Source organism: Streptomyces sp. NPDC054849 (assembly GCF_053610945.1).
Window position 1 is genome coordinate 34839 of sequence record NZ_JBSGZI010000038.1, and the last position, 23366, is coordinate 58204.

Consider the following 23366-nt stretch of genomic DNA (forward strand, 5'->3'; position numbering starts at 1 on the left):
GTCACTGCTGCTCCTGCTGGGGCCCGTCCTCCGGTTGCCCCACCAGGAGGTTCCAGCGCCCCGCCCGCCCGGTGAGGACGGTCACCGACTCCGGCCGTACGTCGAGGCGCCAGAAGGCCGCCGCGGGCAGTTCCAGGGCATGCACCACGGCCGCGCGTACGACGGCCTGCTCGACCACGGCCCGGTGCGTGCCCACGGCCAGACCGGCCAGCTCCGCCCCGACGCGGGCGATCAGCGCGGCCACGGACTCCCCGCCCGGCGGCGCGTACGCGGGATCCGTCAGCCAGGCGTGCACGGCCGCCGGGTCCTCGGCCGCCACCTCGTCCAGGGTGCGCCCCGCCCACTCCCCCGCGTCCAGACCCCGCAGGCCCTCGCGCCCGGGGCACGGCCGCGCGTGACCGAAGCGCCCTTGACGGGCGGCTGCGTCCAATGGGGGCCGTACGAGATGGACTCGTACCAACGGGGTCTTCATAAGGGGAGCGTATGCGCGGTACGGTCGCGGACGACACAACTGCATGACGACGGTCCGACGGAAGCACCGGTGAGAATCCGGCACGGTCGCGCCACTGTGAACCCTCCCGTGAGGGGGAGGCAAGTCAGACCCGCCACCGTCGTCGCGAGCACCACTGACCGGGACGCGTGTTCCCTCTGGAGGTTCTGCCATGGCCCACTCCGCCGTGCCCACGACGAACGCACCCGCCATTGCCCCGATCTCGCTCTCCGCGCTGGCGCCCTGGGCGGTGTTCGCCGGGGTCCTGATGCTGGTCCTGCTGTACTTCGTCGGCGCCGAGCAGGGCGCCACCGCGATCTTCGAAGGCGAGACCATCCACGAGTGGCTGCACGACGGCCGCCACCTGCTCGGTTTCCCCTGCCACTGATTCCCCTGCCGCCGACTCCGTCTCCGCAACCGCCCCGCCGGCCCCACCGGCCGTCGGCGACCCCGGGGACGGCCGCCCGGCGCACCGCCCTCTCCTACGGCTCGCGCCGAAGCTCGGCACCTGCTGCCCGGCGTCAACGAGGTCCCGGCGGACTTCCCGGCCGCGCTGATCCGGGACTTCCGCCTCGCGTCCCCGGCATCCGGATCACGCAGTGGACGACTTTCGGCCTGGCCTTCGGTTTTCTAGCCGAACGGGCCCTTGTGCCCGCCTCCGCACCCAAGGAGGCTGTGCAGCCGATGAGTTGACTATGAGGGGGCCGGTAGTACATGCCGACGGTGATCAGGGAATGGCGGGGCTGGACGGGCGCGGCCCCGTTCTGGCTCAACTCGTTCCTGCTGCTCCTGGCCCCCTGCTGCGCCGTCACGCTGTTCGGCCAGATCGGTGTCATCGCCGCCCTGGCCGCCCTCGGCGGCCTGGCCCGCCACCTCTGGTACGGCGACTACGGCCACCCGGCCATGCACCTCGCCGCCGTACTGATGGGGGCGGGCACGGCCGCCGTCGTCATGTGACCCTCGGCCCATGATCTTGCGCGCACACCCGCCGTGTCCGTGACCCCGAACCGCCGCTGCACCGCCGCCACTCGGCGAAGAAAAACTCGGCGGTGCGCTCGCCCTCAGCACCCTTCGGATTCCGCCACACCTGGCTCCACGTGGGCCTGCACGGCCGCGCGCCTGCTGCGCCCTGTCGGCACGCCCCGGAATGTCCCCGCACGGCTCACCCGTTCGGGTGTACAGCTCCAGGACCCGGCAGTCGGCCGGGGCACCCGTAGCAAGCTGCGAAGACGCCCGGAACGGGCGACGGCACGCCCGTGACGCCCTGTCAGTCTCCCGTGTTTCACAGGGTGCCGATGGGCAGAGCGGGTGTCCACTGCTCACACGACCCGGCCGTACGCGCCGGACAGGAGGAAATCCATGCCCCGCGCCAAGTGGGCCGTCGCCTCACTCACGGTGGCTCTGCTGTCCACCACCATCGTGGTGTTGCAGCGGACCGACGGTGCCGAGCACGCGGTGGCGACCACCGACGACGCTCTGCCCTCGCGGGCGTTGGGGCTGTCCGGCCACCGTCGGCTCGTGCGCGAGCTGGAGCAGTCCGGCGATCAGGGCGCCGGCCGGGGGGCCCGGTCGCCGAGAGCCGTCGCCGGGCCGCTGCGGGCGGTCACCGAACCCCTGCGGTCCGCGCGGCCACTGCGGTTGCGCATTCCGAGCCTGGGGGTCGACGTGCCGCTGACCGGCGAGCGCGATGAGGTCTCCTGGGACACCGGCGGCCCGGCTCCGGGTGCGGCCGGGACCGCCGTGGTCACCGGGGACGGGCTCCGTCTCGGCGAGCTGCGGCGGGGCCGGACCATCGAGATCCCCCGCGCGGACCGCCGTACGGCCGTGTTCACCGTCGTACGGGTCTCGCCCGGGGCGGTTCCGGGCCGCGATGAATCGGCCGACCGGGCCCAACTCCGGCTGATCGGCGGCGAGACCGCCGTGCTGGCCCGGCTGACCGGGCAGCGCCGAACCCACTGACCGGCGGCAGCCCCGCACCCGGCGGCGCCTGAAGCGACCCACCCGCTGACCTCGCAAGCGACCCACCTGCTGACCACGGAAGCGACCCACCCCGTGACCGAGTCCGGCCACACGCACCGACCGGGTCGGGCCACATCCGCCGGCCGGGTCTTCCGCCGACCGGGTCGGGCCGCACCTCCCGGCCGTCCGCCGTGGGGGGTGTCTTCGTCGCCCGGTCGGGGGCTTCTTGGGAGCCGTCCGGGAGTCTTTCGGCGTGGCGGGGCACACCCCTCGCATGAGGGGAAGGCACCGCACGCGTACGGCACTGACCAGGGCCCTGACCGTGGTCTGTGTCGTACTGCTGTGCGTCTTCGGCGCCGGGCCGGCCGGCGCCGCTGCTGCCGAGTACCGTCCCGCCTCCACCGCGCCCCCGGCGCCCGCCGTCCCCGCCGAGCCCGCAGAGGGCCAGTCCGATCCGGCTGCCGACCCCGAAGCGCGGACGGCCGTACGGACGGTCGCACGCGGGCTGCCCGGCGTCCAGCGGACACCGCTCGCGGTGTTTCACGTGAAACATGCGGATGCCCCGCCGTGCGGGCGTGCCGCGGGGACGGGCGAACCGGCGGTTTCCCTGCGGACGGTGCGGACTGTGGTCCTGCGCTGCTGAGCGGACCGAGGAGGGTCCGGCCCGACCGGCACGCCACCTTCCCAGCTCACAGCGCAGCCCCCCACACTCCCTGAACACCGTGAGGTTCCGCCATGCCCATCGACCCGTACGCCGCACTGAACGCCATGCTCCGCGCCGAGGTCACCCGTTTCGCCCCGCCGGTCCATCAGGCCGAGCCGGCCGCCCCGCCGAAGACCCCGGCCGTGGCCGGCGAGTCCGAGAGTGAACCGCAGCAGACCGCCACTGCGGACTCGGCCGCGTAGGAGCGGGCCGCCCCCGGACGTGGACGAGCACCGGTTCCCCTGCCCCCCGGCAACGGAGCGTGGTCATGTGAGGTTCGGCCACGGGAGCGGGAACCGGTGCCACCGTTCGGTCTCGGCCGGAAGCACGGCTACTTGCGGTTGTACAGCCGCATCGTGACGGGCCCGAAGACCAGGACCAGAAGTGCCGACCACCCCAGTGACCAGGCGATCGCGGAGGCGGGCCACTCCCCGGCCATCAGACCGCGCACGGCGGTGGTGAGGTGGGTGACCGGGCTGTTGTTGACGAAGGCCTGCAGCCAGCCGGGCATGGTCGTCGGGTCTACGAAGATGTTGCTGAGGAAGGTGAGCGGGAACAGCACCATCATGCTCACGCCCATGACGGACTTCTCGCTGCGGAGCAGCAGCCCGAACATCGTCCACACCCATGAGAAGGCGAACGAGAAGACCATCAGCAGGCCCACGCCGGCCAGCACGCCCACCAGGCCGCCCGCCGGCCGGAAACCGAGGATCAGACCGACGGCCAGCATCACCGCGGAGGCGATGGTGTAGCGCAGCATGTCGCCGAGCAGATAGCCGACCATCGTCGACGGACGCCAGATCGGCAGCGTGCGGAACCGGTCGAACACGCCCTTCTCGATGTCCGTGTTGACGGAGACCCCCGTGTACATCGTGATCATCACGATCGACATGACGAGGATGCCCGGCAGCAGTGTCTGGATGTACGTCCCCGGGGAACCGGCGAGCGCACCGCCGAAGAGGTACGTGTACATCAGCACCATCATGATCGGGAAAGCGGTGACGTCGAAGAGCTGCTCCGGGACGTGCTTGATCTTCAGGACGGCCCGCCAGCCGAAGGTCAGCGAGGCCGACAGCGCGCTCGGGCGCGGCGGGCGCCGGCCGGAGACGAGGAGCGCGGCGAGCTGGTCGGCGCGCGGGGCGACGAACTCCAGCTCCCCGGTGACAGCTGCGCCGGCGGGCCCGTTCTGCTCGGTGTTGACGCTCACGTCCCCACCCCCTTGTCGTCGGTCAGTGCCAGGAAGACCTCGTCGAGGCTGGGCTGGCCCAGCGCGAAGGTGTCGACCACGATCCCGGCCCCTGCCAGCTCGGCCAGGGCCGCGGCGGCGGAGCGTGCGTCGTCGACGCGGGCGGTCAGCGCGACGGGGTCCGGATCCGACACGACGGATTCGTCGAGTACGGCGGTCAGCAGCCGCACGGCTTCGGCCCGCTGGGCCGGGTCGCGCAGGCGCACGTGCACGCTCCCCGAGCCGACGGAGGCCTTCAACTCGCCCTTGGTGCCCTCGGCGATCACCTTGCCGTGGTCGATGACGGCGATCCGGGAGGCCAGCTGATCGGCCTCGTCCAGGTACTGGGTCGTGAGGAGGACCGTGGTGCCCTGCGCGACGACGGCGCGCACGATCTCCCACACCTGGTTGCGGCTGCGCGGGTCGAGTCCGGTGGTCGGCTCGTCGAGGAAGAGCAGGTCGGGGGTGTTGAGGATGGAAGCGGCGATGTCGATGCGCCGCCGCATGCCGCCCGAGTACTGCTTGACCTGGCGGCCGGCCGCCGCGGAGAGGCCGAACGCCTCCAGGAGCTGGGCGGCGCGCTCCCGGGCCGCCGGCCGGGAGTGCCCGAGCAGCCGGGCCAGCAGCACCAGGTTCTCGGTGCCGGTCAGATCCTCGTCCACGGACGCGTACTGGCCGGTGAGACTGACCCGGCTGCGTACGGAGTCCGGGTCGCGGGTGACGTCCTTGCCGAAGACCCGTGCCTCCCCGCCGTCCGGACGCAGCAGGGTGGCCAGCATCTTCACCACGGTGGTCTTGCCGGCGCCGTTGGGGCCGAGCACGCCGTAGACGGTCCCCTCGGGGACCGTCAGGTCGACCCCGTCGACGGCCCGGTTGTCGCCGAAGACCTTGACGAGGCCGACCGTCTCGATGGCGTGGCCGGCGTATGGCGTGGGACTCAGTCCTCGTGGGTGTAATAGCGGTAGAAGGCGGTCGCGCCGACGCCCGCGCCGACGGCCAGGCCGACCACGACGGCCTTGAGGATGGACTGGCCGGTGAGGCTGTGCAGGTAGCCCACGGCGATGCCGCCGAAGGCCCCGTACGCAGCGGCGTGGACCTCGCGCTTCATGCGGGGGCCGACCCGGGCCAGGCCGAACATGATCCCGGCGAAGAGCACGCCGCACAGGATCCCGTAGAAGACGTTGCCCGCGTCGACCGGGCCCATCTGGCGCTGGATGAACGCGGCCCAGACGCCGTAGACGAGGCCGAGGAGCAGCGGGCCCGTGTAGGCGCTCCTGCTCAGGTGGGCCATGTCCGCCGACCGCCGGCTGTGCCGCCTGTGGGCGGTGGGTGCCGCATGTGCCATGACGGGCTCCTCTCTCCCATCCTCCAGGGCACACCCGCCGCCGCGGACCGGCAAGTGGATCAATGGTCAGGGCGTGCGCACGGCTACGGCGTCGATCTCGAAGAGCATGCCGGGCAGGGCGAGCGCGGCGACGCCGATCAGGGTCTGGGCGGGCAGTTCGGTACCCCACGTGGCGTGCAGGTGCTTGAGGAGGACCTCCAGCTTCCGCTGCTCGTGGCCGACGATGTACGTGCCGATGCGGACGACGTCGGCGGGGCCGAGGCCGACGGCCGCGAGGGCGGTGCCGAGGTTGGCGAAGGCCTGCTCGACCTGGTCGGCGAAGTCCTCCGAGACGAGGTGGCCGCTCTCGTCCGAGCCGTACTGGCCGGCTATGAAGACCTGCTCGCCGGGGGCGGAGACGATGTGGCTGTAGCCGTAGTCGGTGGGGGTGTGGAGGCCTGCCGGGTTGATGATGCTGCGCGTCATGCCGAGCTCCCTGTTTCCGTTGCCGTCTCTGTTGTCTGTGTCCGTACGTGCGGTGCGGTGTGGGGTCGCTACCGGGCGGCGAGCCAGGCGCGGAGCCGCTCCGGGGCCTCGGGGGCCTGCCGTTCGGCCTGCTGCCTGATCTCGTCGAGGTTCTGGGCCGCCAGGGCCTTGCGCCAGGCCAGCTCGGCCCGGCTCATGGCGTGCGCGATGGCGCAACCCGGAGTTCCCCCGGACGGAGCCGGCGGGACGGCCTCGGCCACCGCGTCACCGGCACGGCCACCGCCACCGGCTACGGCGCGGGCTCCCACACCGGCACCAGCGCCGGCACCAGCGCCGGCGCCGGGACCAGCGCCGGGACCCTTCTGCCTGATCTCCGCGCACCGGAAGGCCTCTTCGGGCCCCTCGACGGCGGCGACCACGTCCATGAGCGAGATGGCGGCGAGCGGGCGGCCCAGCTTGAAGCCGCCCCGGGGACCGGGGGTGGAGGTGACGATGCCCGCCCGGGCCAGCGCCTGGAGCTGCTTGTTGAGGTAGGCCGGGGGAAGGTCGTGCCACGCGGCGAGCCGCGCCGCCGACACGGCCCGGTCCGGGCCGCTCCAGGCCAGGTTGACGCAGCTGTGCAGCGCCCACTCGACGCCCTCACTCATCTTCATATTCTGGATATTAAATGTCCAGGATCATGCAGGCAAGGGCGTCACACGCGCGGACGGCTCACCACCCGCCCGCAGCAACACCGCTCGCGCCCGGACCCGCGTGCGCTTTCCCTGGTGACGTGCGCACCATCCTGTCGGCGGTACTCATCGCGCTCGTGGCCCTGCTGGTGCCCGCGAGTGCCGTCGCCTACTGGGCCGACCGCGAGCTGGGCAACGCCGACCGCTACACCGCCGCCATGTCCCCCCTCGCCGAAAACCAGGCCGTCCAGGAAGTCGTCGTCACGCAGGTCACCCGCGCCCTCGCCGGGCAGATCGACGCGGGCCCGTTCCAGATCGGCGTGGACGCGCTGCTCGGGGAAGCCCTGAACTCCTTCGCCGGCACCCCCGCCTACCGGACCGCCTGGGACGCGGCCAACCGCGCCGCCCACGCCGCCTTCTTCGACGCGCTCAGCACCGGCCACGGCGACGCCGTCACCCTCGATGTCGCACCCGTCATAGCCCAGGTCAAGGGCGAACTCGTCGCTGACGGCGTGCCCTTCGCCGACCTCATCCCGGTGACCCACCTGTCCGTGAAGGTGATGGAGTACGACAACCTCGGCGCGCTCCGGGAAGGGTTCCGCATGCTCCAGATCGCCGGCGTCTGGCTCCCCGTACTGACCCTGGTCCTGGCCGCGGCGGCCATCGGGGTCGCCGCCCACCGGCGGCGCGCCGTGATGGCGACCGGCCTGGGGCTCGCCGTCGGGGCCGTGCTGCTGTGGCTCGCGGTGGAGGTGTGCCGCCGGCTCACCCTGGACGACTTGCCCGCCGACATCGACCGGCCCGCTGCCGGGGCGGTGTACGACGCGCTCACCGCTTTCCTGCGCACCACCGCCTGGGTGGTGCTGGTGATCGGGCTCGCCGCCGCGCTCGCCGCATGGGTCACGGGACGACTGCGCCGCACCCCATAAGCTCGGAAGGTACCAACACACGCAGAACGGCTCAGAAGAGCCCAGAAGAACCGATTCGCGAGCGGCGGCACGGAAGCGGGATGAGCACCGAACGCACCGAACACATAGCGTCGCGGCGAGCCCGGCACCACCCACTGGCTCCCCCGGCCTGGCTTCTCCAGGGGCTGAAGCCGAGCACCGCACCGATCCCCTGGGCCGCCGTGGCCCGGGCGGCGGTCGCCATGTCCGCCCCGCTCGCCGTGGGCTTCGCCCTGGACGAGCCCGAGTACGGGGCGCTCGCCTCCATGGGCGCCCTCTCCGGGGTCATCGGCGACACCGCCGACGCCTACCGGATGCGGGTCCTCAACATCGCCGTCCCGCAGCTCCTCGGCGCGGTCGGCGTGGCCCTGGGCACCCTGGTCTACGGCCACGGCTGGCTGGCCGTCGGCGTGCTCACCCTCATCGCCCTGGTCTCCGGGATGATCTCCTCCATCGGCACGGTCGCCTCCGTGTCCGGGCTGCTGCTCCTGCTCAACGCCGTGATCGGCGCCGGAATCCCGATGCCGCAGCCCTGGTGGACGGCTCCGCTGCTGCTGAGCGCGGGCGGACTGTTCGTGCTGGCGCTCAGCCTGCTGGGCTGGCCGCTGCGGGGCAGGCAGCCCGAGCGGACCGCGGTCGCCGCCACCTACCGGGCCCTGGCCGACGCCCTGGAAGCCGCCGGACACCCCGGCTCCGCCTACGACGAGCGCCGCCTCGAGGTCACCCAGACCCTGAATCAGGCCTACGACCTGGTGCTCGGCCGCCGGGCCCGGGTGCACGGTCGCAGCCCCTCGCTGGTGCGGATGCTGGCCCAGCTCAACGTGGTGATCCCGCTCGTGGAGGCCGCGCCCGCCGCGCACCTGCGCGGGCGGCCGCTGCCGCCCGAGATCCCGGCGGCCGTACGGTCGCTCGCCGACGCCGTCGAGGAGGGCCGCACCGGAACCCCCGTACTGGAGCTGCCCGCCGCGCACACCCCGGCCGAGCGGGCCGTCGACGGGGCCCTGCGCCATGCGGCCAGGATCGTGTACCTCGCCGAACCGGACCCGTACAACGTGGACGACCGCCTCGGCCGGCCCGGCGCCCTGCGGGTGCGGGCCCGGCGGGCCGTGCGCGACATGATGCTGTCGAAGGCCTCCTGGCGGTACGGGCTGCGCCTCGCGCTGTGCATCGGGCTCGCGCAGGTGCTCGTCTCGGTGATCGAGTTCGAGCGGTCCTACTGGGTCGCGCTGACCGTCACCTTCGTCCTCAAGCCCGACTTCGGCTCGGTGTTCTCCCGGGCCGTCCTGCGCGCGCTCGGCACCGCCGGAGGACTGGTGATCGCGGCCGCCGTTCTCGCCGAGGTGCCGCGCGGCTGGGCGGTCGTACCGGTGATGATGGTGCTGGCCGGACTGATCCCGGCCTTCTCCGTCAAGGGGTACGCCTTCCAGACCGCCGCGATCACCCCGGTGATCCTGCTGCTCTCGGACATGCTCAACCACCAGGGCTTCGACCTCATCCGCCCCCGGCTGCTGGACAGCCTGATCGGCTGCGCCATCACCCTCGTCGCGGGCTATCTGCTGTGGCCCGAGAGCTGGCACACCCGGATCGGGGACCGGCTCGCCGACACCGTGGACGACGCCGCCCGCTACGTGGAACGGGCCTTCGCGCCGGCCGCGGGCGAGGCCGCGCTCGCGGCGGCGCGAACCGCCCGCCTCCAGGCCCGGCGGCGCATCTACCGGGACCTGTCGGGCGTGCGCAGCGAGTTCCAGCGGGCGCTGACCGAACCGCCGCCGACGGGCACCCGGGCCGCGGCGTGGTGGCCGCTCGTGGTCGCCGTCGAGCGGATCGTGGACGCGACCACCGCCGCGCGGGTCCGGGTCAACCACGGGGCAGCGCCGCCCACGGCGGCCGAGGTGGAGGGGATCGCACGGCAGCTGCGCGAACTGGCGGGCCGGGTGCGCCGCAGCACGACCCCCGTACGGGTCGAGGGGGAGCAGCAGGGTGAGTACGCGGGTGTCCTGGGCCCGGTCCACCAGGAACTCGTGGCGGCCCGGGCCATCACCCAGCCGGATGCCTGACTGAAGCACGGCACGGACAACGCGGGCTCGGCCGACAAGATCCGAAAGACACGCCCTGGCCCCGGTACAGCCGGCAGGCCGTGTCCGCGCGGGCCCGTCCCCCGGATGGGCCTGAGTCCGGGCCGGGAGCCGCCCGGCGAGAGAGCATCGGAGCATGCACCGCGCCCCCGCCGTGATCGTCCTCGCCGTGGTCCTCACGGCGTGCGCCGACGTCGAGGGCCTCGAGAGCGAGGGCGACCTCGGCACGGTGCACGCCCCGCAGAGCCTGTGGAAGGACATCCGCCCCGCTCCGCGCGACCCCGGACAGGAACCGGGAACGGCCGCCGTGGTCCCCGGGCTCCCCGAGGTACCGGCCCTGACCATGCGCGGCGTGGACGCGCTGGACGTCGTACGCGCCGACATCACCTCCGCCACCGACCAGGACGGCGGTACGGGCCGGCTCGTCGATCCCCGCGCCGTCCAGCGGCTCGCGCTCTGCACACAGGCTGTGGACGGCGGCGCCGGCTGCCCGGTGCGGTCGCCGGTCCTGCACGACCTGACGGGCGACGGCCGGGAGGAACTGATCACCGCCCTGGACCTCGACGGCCGCCTCAGCGAGCTGCGCGTCTACACCGTCCGGGACGACGGCCGGATCGCCCGGATCCTGTCGCGGCGCGCGGTGCTGGAGGGCGTGGAGGTGGCCGCCGAGCACCTGGCGGTCCGCGAGCCGTCGTCGAATCCCCGGTACGTCGCCGTCTCCGACTACGTGTGGGACTCCAAGGCCGGGATCATGAACCTGTCCCAGCTCACCCTGGACGAGTGCCCCGGCCCCACCGACGTCCCGCTGAGCGGAGACGGCCGGCGATGCGCGCTCTGAGCAGCCTGCGCTGGAAGATCGCCCTGACCACCACCATGGTGTGCTGCATGGTCGCCGCCGCGCTGGGGATCCTGGTGCACAACGTGGTCGCCCGGCAGATCGTCGGCGAGGTCCGCAAGGAGGCGGACGCGGAGCTGGATCACGCTCTCGGCCACTACGAGTACGGCACCGCGCACGGCGATGTGAACGCCGCCCTGGACCCGCCCGACCTTCCCGCACGCCTGCGCGCGCTGGTCGCACGCGGGCAGACCGGCAGCATGGTCGGCGAGCAGAACGGCCGGCCCGTCATGTGGGCGGCCGGACCCGCCGACGACAAGGCCCTCGCGGTCTGGATCCCGTACGGCACCACCCGTGCGCGGCTGCGGGACATCGACACCGCGATCCTCGCCTCCTCGGCTCTCGCGGCCGGAGTCGTGGCCCTGGCCGGCCTGTTCCTCGCCGACCGGATCAGCCGGCGGCTCGCCACGACGGCCGCCGTGGCCCGCCGGATCAGCGCCGGGGACCTGGACGCCCGGGTGGGCTTCCCGGCCGAGGGGGACGATCCGGGGCCGGGCGGCACCCGGGACGAGGTACGGGACGTGGCGCACGCGCTGGATTCGATGGCCGGGTCGCTGCAGGCCCGGCTGGAGGCGGAGAAGCGCTTCACGGCGGACGTCGCACACGAGCTGCGCACCCCGCTGACCGGCTCGCTCGCCGCGGCGTCGCTGCTGCCCGAGGGTCGCCCCAAAGAAATGATCAACGACCGGCTCAAGGCCCTGCACCTGCTGACCGAGGACCTCCTGGAGATCTCCCGGCTGGACTCGGGCGTCGAACGGGCCGACCTCGCCCGGGTGGAACTCGGCCGGGCGGTGGAACGGGCCGTCGCGGGGGCCGGGGCGGGCGCCTCGGTCCGGGTGATCCGGGACGCCGTGGTGCTCACCGATCGGCGGCGCATGGACCGGATCCTGGCCAACCTGCTGGCCAACGCCCACAAGCACGGCCGGCCGCCGGTCGAAGTGACGGTAGAGGGCCCGGTGGTGGTGGTCCGCGACCACGGGCCCGGGTACCCGCCCGAGCTGATCGAGCACGGCCCGCAGCGCTTCCGCACCGGGGACCCGGGACGGGGGCGCGGCCACGGGCTGGGGCTCACGATCGTGGCGGGGCAGGCGGCGGTGCTGGACATCGCGCTGAGCTTCGCCAACGCGCCGGACGGGGGCGCGTTGACGACGCTCGGACTTCCCGTCGGGCGGCTGCCGAACGGGAGTTGACTGGCAAAAGGCCACATTTCACACGATATGTCACGTGAGATGCGGTCTTCGTGAGCATGTTTCACGTGAAACATGGCCCAACCCGACGGATCAGACGCCGATGTTGCGCCCGTCCTTGCGCCAGACGGAGACGACCGCAGGGCGGACGATCTTGCCGGGGCCGTCGGGCCACACCGACTGCGGCTGCTCGACGGAGGCGCCGTCAATCTCGCCCGGGTGCTGGACGGCGACCAGGACGCGCTTGTCCTGGATGACCGGGCCGCAGGTCTCGGCGCCGCGCGGCACCGTCAGGAACTGCTTCAGCTCGCCTCGGCGCTCACCGGCCGTCGCGACGCCGAACAGGCCGTCGTGGGAGCCGAGCTGGTTGCCGTCCGTGGAGATCCACAGGTTGCCGTGCGGGTCGAAGGCCACGTTGTCCGGGCAGGAGATCGGGCTGACCTTGTCCTTCGGGAAGCCCGCGAAGTAGGTCGCCGGGTCGTTCGGGTCGCCCGCGACCAGGAAGAGCCGCCAGGCGAAGCCGTCGCCGGCCGGGTCATCGAAGTTCTCGGCGAGTTCCAGGATCTGCCCGTGCTTGTTCAGGTTGCGCGGATTGGCCTCGGTCGCGCCCTCCGCCTTGCCGGGCTTGCCCCGGTCGGTGTTGTTCGTCAGCGCCACGTAGACGCGGCCGGTGCGCGGGGAGGGCTCGACGTCCTCGGGACGGTCCATCTTGGTGGCGCCCACCTTGTCGGCGGCCTGGCGCGTGAAGACGTACACCTCTTCGGCGGTCATGCCCTCGACGTGCGAGACGTTGCCGGTGGCGAGCTTGATCCACACGCCGGAGCCGTCGAACTCGCCGTCGGAGGGGTGCTTGCCGGAGCCGTCGAGCTCGGCCGCCGGGGAGTCCCCGGTGAGCTTGGCGACGTAGAGGGTGCCCTCGTCGAGCAGCGTGAGGTTGTGCTCCTTCGCCGCGCGCGAATCACCCTTCTTCATCTGCTTCGACGAGACGAACTTGTAGAAGTAGTCGAAGCGCTCGTCGTCGCCCATGTAGACGACCGGACGGCCGTCCTCGGTCAGGCGGGGCTGCGCTGCCTCGTGCTTGAAGCGGCCGAGCGCGGTGCGCTTGCGCGGTACGGAGTTCACGTCGTAAGGGTCCAGCTCGACGACCCAGCCGTGGCGGTGGGACTCGTTGGGCTCCTGGGCGACGTCGAATCGCTTGTCGAACCGCTCCCACTTGCGCTCGGTGGCGCCGGTGGTCATGCCGTAGCGCTTCAGGCGGGCGGCCTGGACGGGGTCGGTGACCTGGCCGGCGTTGGCGAAGTACTGGTTGAAGTTCTCCTCGCCGTGCAGGGTGGTGCCCCACGGGGTGGTGCCGCCGGCGCAGTTGTTCAGGGTGCCGAGCACCTTGGTGCCGGTGGGGTCGGCCGAGGTCTTCAGCAGGGCGCCGCCCGCGGCCGGACCGGTCATCCTGAACTCGCTGGTGGCGGTCAGTCGGCGGTTCAGGTGGTGGCGGCTCACCGCGGTCAGCTTGCCGCTGCGGTGGTCCTCCTGGACGACGACCACGGACAGGCCGTGCGCGGCCCAGGCGATCTCGGCCTGCTCGCGGGTCGGGTTGGCCGGGTCGTATCCCTTGAACATGAGGTGCTCGTCCGTGTACTCGTGGTTGGCCACGAGGAGCTGCTGGCGCTCGTAGCCGCCACCCAGCGGGAGCAGACTCAGGAAGTCGTTGTTGTAGCCGAACTGACCGGCCTGCGCGGCGGCGGTCTGCCGGTCGGGGTTGAAGGCCGGGGCGCCCTTGATGATCGGGTCGCCCCAGCGGATCACCACGTTCTGGTCGTGGCCCTCGGGGATGGTGACCTTGTCGTCGGTGTTCGGCGCGACGGCCTTGAAGCGCAGACCACGGGCTGCCTCTCCGCTCTTGCCGGCGCCGGCGCGGGCGGCGTCGGCCTCGCCGGTGGTGGCGGCGTTGGCGCTCTGGCCCGGGCCGCCGACGGCCACGGCGGTACCGGCGGCGGTGGCGACCGTGATGACGGCGGCGGAACGCAGCATCGAGCGGCGGGAGTAGGCGCGGGCTATGACGTCGCCGACGTACTCGTTGTCGCTTGTGTTCGGCACCTCGTGGAAGCAGGCGTCGCCACAGCGGTAACGACAGGTGAGAGCGGAACGGCCGCTCCCATGCGGGTTGCCGATGAACGGCAGAAGCTTGCGCACGAGTGTCCTCCGAGTAGCTGCGTGGGCGCCGACAACCTGTCGGAACGATCCAGCCGCGACGCTAGGCCCGGGTTGCACCGAAGCGGCGGCGCGGGGATGAACGGTCGGTGAACCCGGCACGTCGGCGCGGCAGTTCGAGGGCGGGGTGAGCGCCCTTGTGGGGCCGGACGCCACGAAAGACGCCCCTCCCGAAGATCCAGCCGGGCGGCCGATAACCTTACGTGTCCACTCTGGGCAGGGATCATCCGCGCAGCACGGACAAATGACTCACGCACTCATGCGAAAGGCCTGGCCCATGGGTATTCGGAGCTTGTTGCGCAAGGTGTTCGGACGGACTGAAGAACCCGTTCCGGATACTACGGACGCCCCCTCGGCCGCTGTCCCCAACCAGGCGGAACGTACCCCGCTGGACGTGGCCGCCGACCTGGTGGCGGCGTCCTTCGACAACCCCACTGTTCCCCCGCAGTCCGCTTCGCGGGACCGCGAGCCCGGCACGGTCCTCACGGCCCCGGCCCCGGCGGCGGACCCGACGGTGCCGGAAGCCCGCCGTGCGCCTGCGGCGAAGCCCGGCCCGGAAAACCCCTCGCCTGCGGCGGAGCCCGACACCACGCCGGAGGCGAAGGCCGCACCCGCCCCGGAGGCGGAGCCGGCTGCTGCCGCGGCTGTCCCGCCCGCGGCCGAACCGGCTGTTGCCGAGGGCACCGCCCCGGAGGCGGACACCACCACCGCCGCGGAGGCCGCCCCCGAGACCGAGGCCGCAGCCGCCGCCGAGGCGATCGCGCCGGAGGCGGACACCGCGCCCGAGGCGGAGGCCGCGCCCGAGGCGGAGCCGGCCGCCGCCGAGGCCACCGCGCCCGAGGCGGACACCACCACCGCTGCGGAGCAGGCCGAGGCCGAGGCCGCGCCCGAGGCCGTCGCCCCGCAGGCGCATGACGAGGCGCAGGCTGCGGAGCCCGAGGCTCAGGACGTCCCTGCGGCCGAGCCCGCCACCACGACGCGGGCACAGCCCGAGTCTCAGGGTGAGGCCGCGGCGCAGCCGTTGGACGTCGCGTCGGCCGAAGGCCAGGACGCCCCGGCCGAGTCGGCCACCGCCGTCGCGCAGGACGAGCCGCCAGCCGCCGCGCCGGAGGCGGATGCCACCGCCGCCGTGGAGCAGCCCGACACGGCGCCGCAGGCGCAGGACGAGACCGTCGCCGAGCCGGTGGCCGCCGAGGCCACCGAGCCCGAGGCGGACACCGGCGCCGCGGAGCTGGACGAGGCCTCCGTGGAAGGGCCCGCGCAGGCGTTGGCCGTCGTGCGGCGGCGGGCGCCCGAGGTCGTCGCCGCGTACAAGGCCGCCGGTCAGGTGCTCCGCGGCAAGGGGAAGGCCGGGGCGCGCGCCAAGGTCTACCTGGTCCTGGACCGGTCCGGTTCGATGCGCGGGTTCTACAAGGACGGCAGCGCCCAGTACCTCGCCGACCACGCCCTGGCCCTCGCCGCGCACCTCGACGACGCGGCCACCGTGCACACCGTGTTCTTCTCCACGGAGGTGGACGGCACCGCCGACCTGTCCCTCGACGGGCACGACGCGGCCTGGGTCGAGGCCCGGCACGCCGAGCTCGGCCGGATGGGCCGTACCAGCTACCACGTGGCCGTCGAGGCCGTCCTCGAGCGCTACCAGAAGGACGGCGGTGAGGGCCCGGCCCTGGTCGTCTTCCAGACGGACGGCGCCCCCGACAACCGGCAGCCCGCCCGGCAGGCGCTGACCGACGCCGCCGCCACGGCTCCGGGCGTCCACTGGCAGTTCGTCGCCTTCGGCGAGCACGACGCGAAGGCGTTCGACTTCCTGCGCAAGCTGGACGCCGAGAACGCCGGCTTCTTCCACGCCGGACCCGCCCCCGCCGAGCTGACCTCCGCCGCCCTGGTCAAGGGCATCCTGGAGCGCTTCTAGGGAAAACGGCCCCAGGCCGGAGGACGAAGAGGCCGAAGGGCCCGGGATCATCCGATCCCGGGCCCTTCGTCACATCCGGTCCGGCTAGCGGGCGGCGTCCGGGTGGACAGCCTCGGCGATCGGCTTGGCGTCCGCCGGCTTCGTCTCGACCGGCTTGCGCAGCGCGATGTTCAGCTCGCGCAGACGGGCCTCCTCCAGCACCGTCGGCGCGCCCATCATCAGGTCCTGCGCGTTGCCGTTCAGCGGGAAGGCGATCGTCTCGCGGATGTTCGGCTCGTCGGCCAGCAGCATCACGATGCGGTCCACACCCGGGGCGATGCCACCGTGCGGCGGGGCGCCGAGGCGGAACGCGCGCAGCATGCCCGCGAACTCGCGCTCGACGGTCTCGGCCTCGTACCCGGCGATCTCGAAGGCCTTCAGCATGACCTCGGGCTCGTGGTTGCGGATGGCGCCGGAGGACAGCTCGATGCCGTTGCAGACGATGTCGTACTGCCAGGCCAGGATGTCGAGCGGGTCCTTCTCCTCCAGGTCCTTCATGCCGCCCTGCGGCATGGAGAAGGGGTTGTGGGAGAAGTCGATCTTGCCGGTCTCCTCGTCCTTCTCGTACATCGGGAAGTCGACGATCCAGCAGAAGCGGAAGACGTTCTCCTCGAACTGGCCCGCGCGCTTGGCCGCCTCGACGCGAACGCCGGACATGATCTTGGAGACCTCGTCGAACTCGCCCGCGCCGAAGAACACGGCGTGGCCGGGGAGCAGGCCCAGGCGCTCGGTGAGGACCTTGACGTTCTCCTCGGTGAGGAACTTGGCGATCGGGCCGGTCAGGGCGCCGTCCTCGCCCACCCGCACCCAGGCCAGGCCCTTGGCGCCCAGCGAGATCGCGTACTCGCCGAGGCCGTCGAAGAACTTGCGCGGCTGCGCGGCGGTGTCGGGGACGGCCAGGGCGCGCACGTGCTTGCCGGCGAACGCCTTGAACTCCGAGCCCTCGAACACGTCGGTGATGTCGACGAGCTCCAGCTTGGCGCGCAGGTCGGGCTTGTCGTTGCCGTACTTCAGCATCGACTCGCGGAACGGGATCCGCGGGAACGGCGAGGTGACCTCGCGGCCGTTGCCGAACTCGGTGAAGAGCTCGGTCATCAGGCGCTCGATCGGCTGGAAGACGTCCTCCTGCTCGACGAAGGACATCTCCACGTCGAGCTGGTAGAACTCGCCCGGCGAACGGTCGGCGCGGGCGTCCTCGTCGCGGAAGCAGGGCGCGATCTGGAAGTACCGGTCGAAGCCGGAGATCATCAGCAGCTGCTTGAACTGCTGGGGGGCCTGCGGCAGGGCGTAGAACTTGCCCGGGTTCAGGCGGGACGGCACCACGAAGTCACGGGCGCCCTCGGGGGAGGTCGCGGTGAGGATCGGGGTCGCCATCTCGTTGAAGCCGAGGGCCACCATCTTGTGGCGGATCGCGGCGATCACGGCCGAGCGCAGCATGATGTTGCGGTGCATGCGCTCGCGGCGCAGGTCGAGGAAGCGGTACTCCAGACGCCGCTCCTCGTTCACACCGTCGTCGGTGTTGATCGTGAAGGGCAGCGGGGCGGCCGCGCCGAGCACCTCGACCTCGGCGACCTCGATCTCGATCTCTCCGGTCGGCAGCTCCGGGTTGACGTTGTCCGCGCCGCGGGAGACGACCTTGCCGTCGATACGGACGACCGTCTCCTTGGTGACGCTGCTCAGCGCCTCGTTGGCGGCGGTGCCGGGCCGGGCGACCAGCTGCGTGATGCCGTAGTGGTCACGCAGATCGATGAAGAGGATGCCGCCCAGGTCTCGACGGTTGTGCAGCCAGCCGCTCAGTCGGACGTCGGCGGCGACGTCAGAGGCGCGGAGCTCGCCGCAGGTGTGGGACCTGTACCGATGCATCAGTCATCCAGTTCTACGCGATACCAGGGTGGATTCAACCCTCCCAAGGTTACCGTCCGGGATGGTCACGGGTCGGGCACTCCCTCCAGCCTGCGCAAATGCGTCCGGCGGCGGCGCGAACAGGCACGTGACGGATATGACCTGTAAAGATGGCCGGGTGCGCACCGAGGACGTCCTGGCCGCCATCGCGACGGGCCTGTGGCGGTGGGACAACGCCTCCGGGACGGTCACGCTCGACAGCGAGGCCGCCCGGCTCCTCGGGCTGCCCGCCGAGCCCGTGGTGCTGCCGGAGGTCTCCGTACGCTCCCGCTTCCACCCGGTGGACTGGAACGAGATCAACGGGATCGTGAACCTGGCCGTCGCCGAGGGCACGCTCGCCGAGGCCCGGCTGCGGATCATGGACGTGGACGGCCGGGTCCTGCGGACCGTGCGCAGCCGCTCCAAACCGCTGGAGAGCCGGGCGGCCGACGGGACGCCGGACTACGAGCTGATCGGCACCATCCAGGAGATCGCCGAGCCCCAGCCCGGCACCACGGCCGCCCACACCCCCATCACCGGCGACTGGCGGCGCTCCCGCGAGGCCTTCCTGCTGGACGCGGGGCGGGCCCTGGCGGAGGCCCGGTCCACGGCGGAGGTGCTGCGGGTCGCGGCCTCCCTGTCCATGCCGGGCTTCAACCCGGACGGACTGGCCGTCTTCGGCGTGGCCGGGGACCGGCTGTCGATCATCGGGCACCACGGACACGATCCGGGGGACGAGGGCCCCTTCACGGACATGCCGCTGGACACGGACTACCCGGCCGCGGAGGTCGTCCGTACCGGCCGGGCGATCTATCTGCCCACCCCCGAGGACTACAAACGGCGCTTCCCGGCCACCTGGCCGCTCGCCCAGCGTTTCGACCGGGTGTCCTGGGCCTTCCTGCCGCTGATCGTGGCCGGAAGGACCATGGGGGCCTGGATGGCCGCCTTCAAGCACCCGGCCTCCTTCTCCCCCGACGAGCGGTCCGTGCTGACGACCGTGGCCCGGATGCTCGCCCAGGCGCTCCAGCGCGCCGGGGTGGCCGAATCCGAGCGGGAACTCACCACCGGCCTGCAACGGTCGATGATGCCGCAGCTCGGCCCGGAGATCCCCGGCATGCAGATCGCCGCCCGGTACGTCCCGACGGGCGGCGGGCTCCAGGTGGGCGGCGACTGGTACGACATGATCCCGCTGCCCTCGGGCCGGTTCGCGCTGGTCATCGGTGACGTGCAGGGCCACGACGTCCGGGCGGCCGGTCTGATGGGCCAGCTGCGGATCGCGGTCCGGGCGTACGCGTCCGAGGGCCACCGCCCGGACGCGGTGCTCTCCCGGGCCTCGCGCTTCCTGGCCGGGCTGTGCTCCTCGCAGGAGTCCGATCCGTACGAGTGGGCCGACGACGACGCGGACTTCCAGAGTCCGCGGTTCGCGACCTGTCTGTACGTGGAGTGCGACCCGAAGACCGGCATGCTGGAGGTGGCCCGCGCCGGCCACCCCGACCCCGCGATCCGGATGACGGACGGCACCGTCCTGATGCGCCCCACCGCGGGCGGACTCCCCCTCGGGATCGTCCCCGACACCGACTACCCCACCACCCGGTTCACCCTGGAACCGGGCGAGACGATGATGCTCTGCACCGACGGGCTCATCGAGACCGGCGGTCACGACCTGGACACCGGCTGGGCGCGGCTGCGCGCGGTCCTGGAGTCCGACATCCACGCGTCGCAGGGCCCGGGCGCCGGGCCGCTCGAACCGCGTCACCTCGAACGACTGGCCGACCTGCTGGTCCAGACCGTGCACGGACCGTCCTCCCACCACACCACGGGCCCGCTGGCCGACCGGCGCGAGGACGACATAGCCGTGGTGCTGCTGTGCCGCGAGGGCGAGGGCTGCGGCTGCGGCACCCCGCTGCTGCACCCGGCCCGGCCCGCGCGGCGCACGGTGCTGACGGTGGCCCAGGCGGAACCGGAACGGATCGCGGGCGCCCGTCGGCAGATCCGGGAGCTGTTGCACGACTGGGCCGACGCCGACCAGGTCGACTCGGCGGTGCTGATGGTCTCCGAGATGGTGACGAACGTACTGATGCACACCGACGGCGACGCGCTGCTGGTCGCGGAGGCGGTGGGCGAGCTGGGAGTACGCCGGCTGCGCGTCGAGGTCGCGGACTCCAGCGACGAGCTCCCGCACAAGCGGCACCCCGGCGAGATGTCGTCCAGCGGCCGCGGGGTGCTGCTGACGGAGATGCTGGCCGACGCGTGGGGCGTGGACCCGCGGGGCGAGGGCAAGTCGATCTGGTTCGAGCTGCACGAGCAGGCGAAGACGGGCCCCAACCCCGCGCTCTGAGCCCGGGGCGGGCGCGGGGACGCAGGGCGGGCGCGGGGCGCTCCGGGCCGGTCCCGCCCGGAGCGGCGCCGTGAGCCGCAGGCCGCGTCTGGCTCCCGCCGCTCAGTCCTGCGCGTCGCCCGTGCCGCGGTGGCCGAGGCCCGTGCGCGCGGTGGTGGGGATACGGCCCAGCCGGCCCGCCTGGAAGTCGTCGAAGGCCTGCTGGAGTTCGTGCTTGCTGTTCATGACGAACGGTCCGTAGTGCGCCATCGGCTCCCGGATGGGCCGCCCGCCGAGGAGTACGACCTCCAGGTCCGGGGCGTTGGAGTCCTGGGACTCGTCCGCCCGCACGGTGATCGAGCCGCCCTCGCCGAAGACGGCCGTCTGCCCGGTCGCGAGGGGCCGGCGGTCCTCGCCGACGGATCCGCGTCCGGCCAGGACGTACGCCAGGGCGTTGAAGTCCTCGCGCCACGGCAGGGTGATCTGCGCGCCCGGCGTGACGGTCGCGTGGATCATCGTGATCGGGGTGTGGGTGATGCCCGGGCCCTGGTGCCCGTCCAGCTCACCGGCGATCACGCGCAGCAGGGACCCGCCGTCCGGCGTGGTCAGCAGCTGGACCTGGCCGCCGCCGATGTCCTGGTAGCGCGGGGGCATCATCTTGTCGGCGGCCGGGAGGTTCACCCACAGCTGGAGGCCGTGGAAGAGCCCGCCGCTGACGACGAGGGACTCCGGCGGCGCCTCGATGTGCAGGAGGCCCGACCCGGCGGTCATCCACTGGGTGTCGCCGCCGTTGATGATTCCGCCGCCGCCGTTGCTGTCCTGGTGGACGAAGGTTCCGTCGATCAGGTAGGTGACGGTCTCGAAGCCGCGGTGCGGGTGCCAGGGCGTGCCCTTGGGCTCGCCGGGCGCGTACTCCACCTCGCCCATCTGATCCATCATGATGAACGGGTCGAGGTACTGGTAGTTGATGCCGGCGAACGCGCGGCGCACCGGGAATCCCTCACCCTCGAAGCCACCGGGCGCGGAGACGACGGCGAGCACCTTGCGCGGGACGACCGCCTGCGGCTCGGCCACGCGCGGAAGCGCCAACGGGTTCTCAACAGTCACTGCGGGCATGGTCAGGACCTCCTTCTGCTTCGAGTTTAGTTGAAACCTGAACTTTCTGCCACACCCCACAGAACAGAGGAGCCCCGGAGGAAATTCCTCCGGGGCTCCGGGTGGTCCCACCTGCGGTGACGGTCCGGCCCAGGGCAGTCCGCGCACGTGTCGCCCGCGGCGGACGCCTCGGCGGGGGACACCGCCAGGACCCCCGTACCCGGCGCCGTCGCCCCCCTGGCCGTCACCGCCGCGGGCATGCACCGATCCTCGGGAGCCCCGGCCACCACCGCGATGGTTTCGGGCAGGGCCGAAGGGTGGGTCAGCCGCCGCTGTGCAGCAGGTCCACGCCCAGACCCGTCACCGAGTGCAGGACCGCCTTGCCGTCCCGCTCGGTGGTGATCAGCCCGGCCGCGCGCAGGGTGCGGGTGTGCTCGGAGGCCGAGGGGAGGCTGATGCCGAGGTCCCGGGCCAGTTCGCTCGTCGTGCGCTGCCGGACCAGCGCCTGGAGCACGGCCGCCCGGGTGCGGCCCAGCAGCGCGTCCAGCGCCCCCTGCGCCGGTCCGGGCCCGGCCAGCGGCAGCGGGGTCAGCGCCGGATACATCAGCAGGTGCGCCCCGTCGGGGCCGTCCGGACCCTGCGCGATCAGCGGGCGCCCCGTCCAGAACGGCGAGGGCATCAGCATCAGGCCGCGCCCACCGAGCCGTACCTCGTAGTCCGGCGGCCGGTCGACCTCCAGGACGGTGCCCGCCCAGTCGGCGCGCGGATGCGTACTGGCCAGGCAGGCCTTGATGCCGTGCGCGGCCAGCAGCCGGGTGCGCCAGGCCACGTCCGCCCGGAAGGACTGGCGGATCCGGGTCCAGTGCGGGGCGACGGCCACGTCGTGGCCGGACCGGATCGCATCGCCCAGCTGGCCCCAGGCCTCGCCGTCCCGCCCCCACAGCGCGCGCAGCCAGGACGCCGCGCCGGGAGCCCGGGCGGCGGCGCGGCCCAGTTCGTCGGCGGTGAGCAGCGCGCCCGCGTCCCGTACGGCGGCCAGCCCCTCGTCCAGCGTGCGCGCGTAGGGCTCGACGAACTGCGGGTTGTCGCCATCGGGCCGCAGCAGGTCCAGCAGCGGCCGGACCCGGCCCGGCAGCTCCTGCCCGAGCCGGCTGCGCCAGCGGCCGAAAACCGCCGCCTCGTCGGTGCGCTGCCAGGCGACCAGGGCCATGGCCAGCTCCACCAGCGGCAGCGGCTCGCTCGCGAACGTGACGTTGAGCAGGTCCTCGGCCGTGAAGTGCACCCTCAGCATCGCGCCCGCCCCCCGAGCTCAGCCGGACGCGGGTCCAGCCGCCCGTGCGGCCATGGCGTCCGGACCCCTGCGCAGTGACGGCGGCCGGCCGTCTGCGCGGCCACGGCGGCCGGCTAGCCGTACATGCGGCGCATCGCGAAGTCGACCATCTGCTCGACCGCCTTCGCGTCGAAGACCATCCGGTGGTCGCCCTCCATGTCGAGGACGAAGCCGTACCCGGTGGGCAGCAGGTCGATCACCTCCGCACCGGTGATCACGAAGTACTTGGACTCCTTGCCGGCGTACCGGCGCAGCTCCTTGAGCGTGGTGAACATGGGGATGACCGGCTGCTGCGTGTTGTGCAGCGCCAGGAATCCGGGGGTCTCGCCGCGTGGGCAGTAGACCTTCGAGGTGGCGAAGATCTGCTGGAAGTCCTCTGCGGACAGGGACCCCGTGGTGAAGGCCCGCACCGCGTCGGCGAGCGACGGCGGCGAGGGCTCGGGGTAGAGCGGCTGCTCGCCGTACCCGCCGGCCATCTGCTGCGGGGCGGCGTACTGCTGCCCTGCGCTCACGTTCTGGTCGTAGCCGTACATGGGGCGAAGCCTACCGACCGGCCACCGGCCGCCGGACACGCAATTCCCGCCAGGCTTGACGCTGGTCACAGTCGCAAGGGGTTGCGTCT

The 23366-nt window shown here is 72.6% G+C and carries 22 protein-coding genes; 11 read left to right on the top strand and 11 right to left on the bottom strand.

All coding sequences use genetic code 11. From position 1 onward, the window contains the following. Nucleotide 1 precedes the first annotated feature (1 nt). Nucleotides 2–472, bottom strand: a complete 471-nt coding sequence (locus ACWGIF_RS18665; protein ID WP_453498496.1) for a histidine phosphatase family protein — start codon at nucleotides 470–472, stop codon at nucleotides 2–4. 190 nt (nucleotides 473–662) lie between these two features. On the opposite strand from ACWGIF_RS18665, the gene ACWGIF_RS18670 reads away from it, so the two are divergent. The 5 genes from ACWGIF_RS18670 (at nucleotide 663) to ACWGIF_RS18690 (ending at nucleotide 3355) form a co-directional block, all read left to right on the top strand. Then, nucleotides 663–878 (top strand): CbtB domain-containing protein, encoded by a 216-nt coding sequence (locus ACWGIF_RS18670; RefSeq protein WP_453498499.1) that lies wholly within the window; start codon nucleotides 663–665, stop codon nucleotides 876–878. Between the two features lie 326 nt (nucleotides 879–1204). After that, nucleotides 1205–1447: a hypothetical protein gene (locus ACWGIF_RS18675; protein WP_453498502.1), complete on the top strand. Its 243-nt coding sequence runs from the start codon at nucleotides 1205–1207 to the stop codon at nucleotides 1445–1447. Nucleotides 1448–1849: 402 nt separating this feature from the next. After that, nucleotides 1850–2449, top strand: a complete 600-nt coding sequence (locus tag ACWGIF_RS18680) for a hypothetical protein (RefSeq protein ID WP_453498505.1) — start codon at nucleotides 1850–1852, stop codon at nucleotides 2447–2449. Nucleotides 2450–2723: 274 nt separating this feature from the next. Then, nucleotides 2724–3092, top strand: coding sequence for a hypothetical protein (locus ACWGIF_RS18685; RefSeq protein ID WP_453498508.1), 369 nt, complete (start codon nucleotides 2724–2726; stop codon nucleotides 3090–3092). Between the two features lie 92 nt (nucleotides 3093–3184). Beyond that, nucleotides 3185–3355, top strand: a complete 171-nt coding sequence (locus ACWGIF_RS18690; RefSeq protein WP_453498511.1) for a hypothetical protein — start codon at nucleotides 3185–3187, stop codon at nucleotides 3353–3355. 128 nt (nucleotides 3356–3483) lie between these two features. Here ACWGIF_RS18690 and ACWGIF_RS18695 read toward each other — a convergent pair whose 3' ends face one another. The 5 genes from ACWGIF_RS18695 to ACWGIF_RS18715 form a co-directional block, all read right to left on the bottom strand. Continuing rightward, nucleotides 3484–4305 (bottom strand): ABC transporter permease, encoded by an 822-nt coding sequence (locus tag ACWGIF_RS18695; RefSeq protein ID WP_453498575.1) that lies wholly within the window; start codon nucleotides 4303–4305, stop codon nucleotides 3484–3486. Nucleotides 4306–4355: 50 nt separating this feature from the next. Continuing rightward, nucleotides 4356–5318 carry an ATP-binding cassette domain-containing protein gene (locus ACWGIF_RS18700; protein WP_453498578.1) on the bottom strand — a complete coding sequence of 321 codons (963 nt, stop codon included), beginning with the start codon at nucleotides 5316–5318 and terminating at the stop codon, nucleotides 4356–4358. Beyond that, complete coding sequence (locus ACWGIF_RS18705) at nucleotides 5315–5722, bottom strand: hypothetical protein (RefSeq protein ID WP_453498514.1); 408 nt, start codon at nucleotides 5720–5722, stop codon at nucleotides 5315–5317. Before ACWGIF_RS18705 ends, ACWGIF_RS18700 begins: the two co-directional genes overlap by 4 nt. A 66-nt stretch (nucleotides 5723–5788) precedes the next feature. Beyond that, nucleotides 5789–6187: a RidA family protein gene (locus ACWGIF_RS18710; RefSeq protein WP_453498516.1), complete on the bottom strand. Its 399-nt coding sequence runs from the start codon at nucleotides 6185–6187 to the stop codon at nucleotides 5789–5791. Between the two features lie 68 nt (nucleotides 6188–6255). After that, the gene (locus tag ACWGIF_RS18715) at nucleotides 6256–6840 is read right to left on the bottom strand and encodes an RrF2 family transcriptional regulator (protein ID WP_453498519.1); all 585 of its coding nucleotides are present in this window, start codon (nucleotides 6838–6840) and stop codon (nucleotides 6256–6258) included. A gap of 119 nt (nucleotides 6841–6959) precedes the next feature. On the opposite strand from ACWGIF_RS18715, the gene ACWGIF_RS18720 reads away from it, so the two are divergent. From ACWGIF_RS18720 to ACWGIF_RS18735, 4 genes are all read left to right on the top strand, one after another. Beyond that, on the top strand, nucleotides 6960–7787 hold the full coding sequence (locus ACWGIF_RS18720) for a hypothetical protein (protein ID WP_453498522.1): 828 nt from the start codon (nucleotides 6960–6962) through the stop codon (nucleotides 7785–7787). An 80-nt stretch (nucleotides 7788–7867) separates the two neighbouring features. Beyond that, complete coding sequence (locus tag ACWGIF_RS18725) at nucleotides 7868–9862, top strand: FUSC family protein (RefSeq protein WP_453498524.1); 1995 nt, start codon at nucleotides 7868–7870, stop codon at nucleotides 9860–9862. A gap of 154 nt (nucleotides 9863–10016) precedes the next feature. Then, a complete protein-coding gene (locus ACWGIF_RS18730) occupies nucleotides 10017–10718 on the top strand; it encodes a hypothetical protein (RefSeq protein WP_453498527.1) in 702 nt (233 codons plus the stop codon). After that, nucleotides 10706–11965: an ATP-binding protein gene (locus ACWGIF_RS18735; RefSeq protein WP_453498530.1), complete on the top strand. Its 1260-nt coding sequence runs from the start codon at nucleotides 10706–10708 to the stop codon at nucleotides 11963–11965. The genes ACWGIF_RS18730 and ACWGIF_RS18735 overlap by 13 nt, the downstream gene beginning before the upstream one ends. 90 nt (nucleotides 11966–12055) lie before the next feature. On the opposite strand, the gene ACWGIF_RS18740 is transcribed toward ACWGIF_RS18735, so the two are convergent. Further along, complete coding sequence (locus tag ACWGIF_RS18740; protein ID WP_453498533.1) at nucleotides 12056–14152, bottom strand: PhoX family protein; 2097 nt, start codon at nucleotides 14150–14152, stop codon at nucleotides 12056–12058. Nucleotides 14153–14447: 295 nt separating this feature from the next. Between ACWGIF_RS18740 and ACWGIF_RS18745 the strand changes: the two genes are divergently transcribed. Then, nucleotides 14448–16082 (top strand): VWA domain-containing protein, encoded by a 1635-nt coding sequence (locus ACWGIF_RS18745; RefSeq protein WP_453498536.1) that lies wholly within the window; start codon nucleotides 14448–14450, stop codon nucleotides 16080–16082. 84 nt (nucleotides 16083–16166) lie between these two features. On the opposite strand, the gene aspS is transcribed toward ACWGIF_RS18745, so the two are convergent. Beyond that, nucleotides 16167–17984, bottom strand: a complete 1818-nt coding sequence (gene aspS / locus ACWGIF_RS18750) for an aspartate--tRNA ligase (RefSeq protein WP_453498539.1) — start codon at nucleotides 17982–17984, stop codon at nucleotides 16167–16169. Nucleotides 17985–18141: 157 nt separating this feature from the next. Between aspS and ACWGIF_RS18755 the strand changes: the two genes are divergently transcribed. Further along, the gene (locus tag ACWGIF_RS18755; RefSeq protein ID WP_453498542.1) at nucleotides 18142–20340 is read left to right on the top strand and encodes a SpoIIE family protein phosphatase; all 2199 of its coding nucleotides are present in this window, start codon (nucleotides 18142–18144) and stop codon (nucleotides 20338–20340) included. A 102-nt stretch (nucleotides 20341–20442) separates the two neighbouring features. Here the strand turns inward: ACWGIF_RS18755 and ACWGIF_RS18760 are convergent, their stop codons facing one another. The 3 genes from ACWGIF_RS18760 to ACWGIF_RS18770 form a co-directional block, all read right to left on the bottom strand. Next, nucleotides 20443–21435 (bottom strand): pirin family protein, encoded by a 993-nt coding sequence (locus ACWGIF_RS18760; RefSeq protein ID WP_453498545.1) that lies wholly within the window; start codon nucleotides 21433–21435, stop codon nucleotides 20443–20445. Nucleotides 21436–21736: 301 nt separating this feature from the next. Then, a complete protein-coding gene (locus ACWGIF_RS18765; protein ID WP_453498548.1) occupies nucleotides 21737–22705 on the bottom strand; it encodes a helix-turn-helix domain-containing protein in 969 nt (322 codons plus the stop codon). Nucleotides 22706–22818: 113 nt separating this feature from the next. Beyond that, on the bottom strand, nucleotides 22819–23277 hold the full coding sequence (locus tag ACWGIF_RS18770) for an SseB family protein (RefSeq protein ID WP_030302361.1): 459 nt from the start codon (nucleotides 23275–23277) through the stop codon (nucleotides 22819–22821). Nucleotides 23278–23366: the final 89 nt, after the last annotated feature.

Bases quoted from the DNA above. Each gene is read 5' to 3' on its own strand.
- ACWGIF_RS18665 (WP_453498496.1), bottom strand. From the start codon at position 472: ATGAAGACCCCGTTGGTACGAGTCCATCTCGTACGGCCCCCATTGGAC.
- ACWGIF_RS18670 (WP_453498499.1), top strand. From the start codon at position 663: ATGGCCCACTCCGCCGTGCCCACGACGAACGCACCCGCCATTGCCCCG.
- ACWGIF_RS18675 (WP_453498502.1), top strand. From the start codon at position 1,205: ATGCCGACGGTGATCAGGGAATGGCGGGGCTGGACGGGCGCGGCCCCG.
- ACWGIF_RS18680 (WP_453498505.1), top strand. From the start codon at position 1,850: ATGCCCCGCGCCAAGTGGGCCGTCGCCTCACTCACGGTGGCTCTGCTG.
- ACWGIF_RS18685 (WP_453498508.1), top strand. From the start codon at position 2,724: ATGAGGGGAAGGCACCGCACGCGTACGGCACTGACCAGGGCCCTGACC.
- ACWGIF_RS18690 (WP_453498511.1), top strand. From the start codon at position 3,185: ATGCCCATCGACCCGTACGCCGCACTGAACGCCATGCTCCGCGCCGAG.
- ACWGIF_RS18705 (WP_453498514.1), bottom strand. From the start codon at position 5,722: ATGGCACATGCGGCACCCACCGCCCACAGGCGGCACAGCCGGCGGTCG.
- ACWGIF_RS18710 (WP_453498516.1), bottom strand. From the start codon at position 6,187: ATGACGCGCAGCATCATCAACCCGGCAGGCCTCCACACCCCCACCGAC.
- ACWGIF_RS18715 (WP_453498519.1), bottom strand. From the start codon at position 6,840: ATGAAGATGAGTGAGGGCGTCGAGTGGGCGCTGCACAGCTGCGTCAAC.
- ACWGIF_RS18725 (WP_453498524.1), top strand. From the start codon at position 7,868: ATGAGCACCGAACGCACCGAACACATAGCGTCGCGGCGAGCCCGGCAC.
- ACWGIF_RS18730 (WP_453498527.1), top strand. From the start codon at position 10,017: ATGCACCGCGCCCCCGCCGTGATCGTCCTCGCCGTGGTCCTCACGGCG.
- ACWGIF_RS18735 (WP_453498530.1), top strand. From the start codon at position 10,706: ATGCGCGCTCTGAGCAGCCTGCGCTGGAAGATCGCCCTGACCACCACC.
- ACWGIF_RS18745 (WP_453498536.1), top strand. From the start codon at position 14,448: ATGGGTATTCGGAGCTTGTTGCGCAAGGTGTTCGGACGGACTGAAGAA.
- aspS (WP_453498539.1), bottom strand. From the start codon at position 17,984: ATGCATCGGTACAGGTCCCACACCTGCGGCGAGCTCCGCGCCTCTGAC.
- ACWGIF_RS18760 (WP_453498545.1), bottom strand. From the start codon at position 21,435: ATGCCCGCAGTGACTGTTGAGAACCCGTTGGCGCTTCCGCGCGTGGCC.
- ACWGIF_RS18765 (WP_453498548.1), bottom strand. From the start codon at position 22,705: ATGCTGAGGGTGCACTTCACGGCCGAGGACCTGCTCAACGTCACGTTC.
- ACWGIF_RS18770 (WP_030302361.1), bottom strand. From the start codon at position 23,277: ATGTACGGCTACGACCAGAACGTGAGCGCAGGGCAGCAGTACGCCGCC.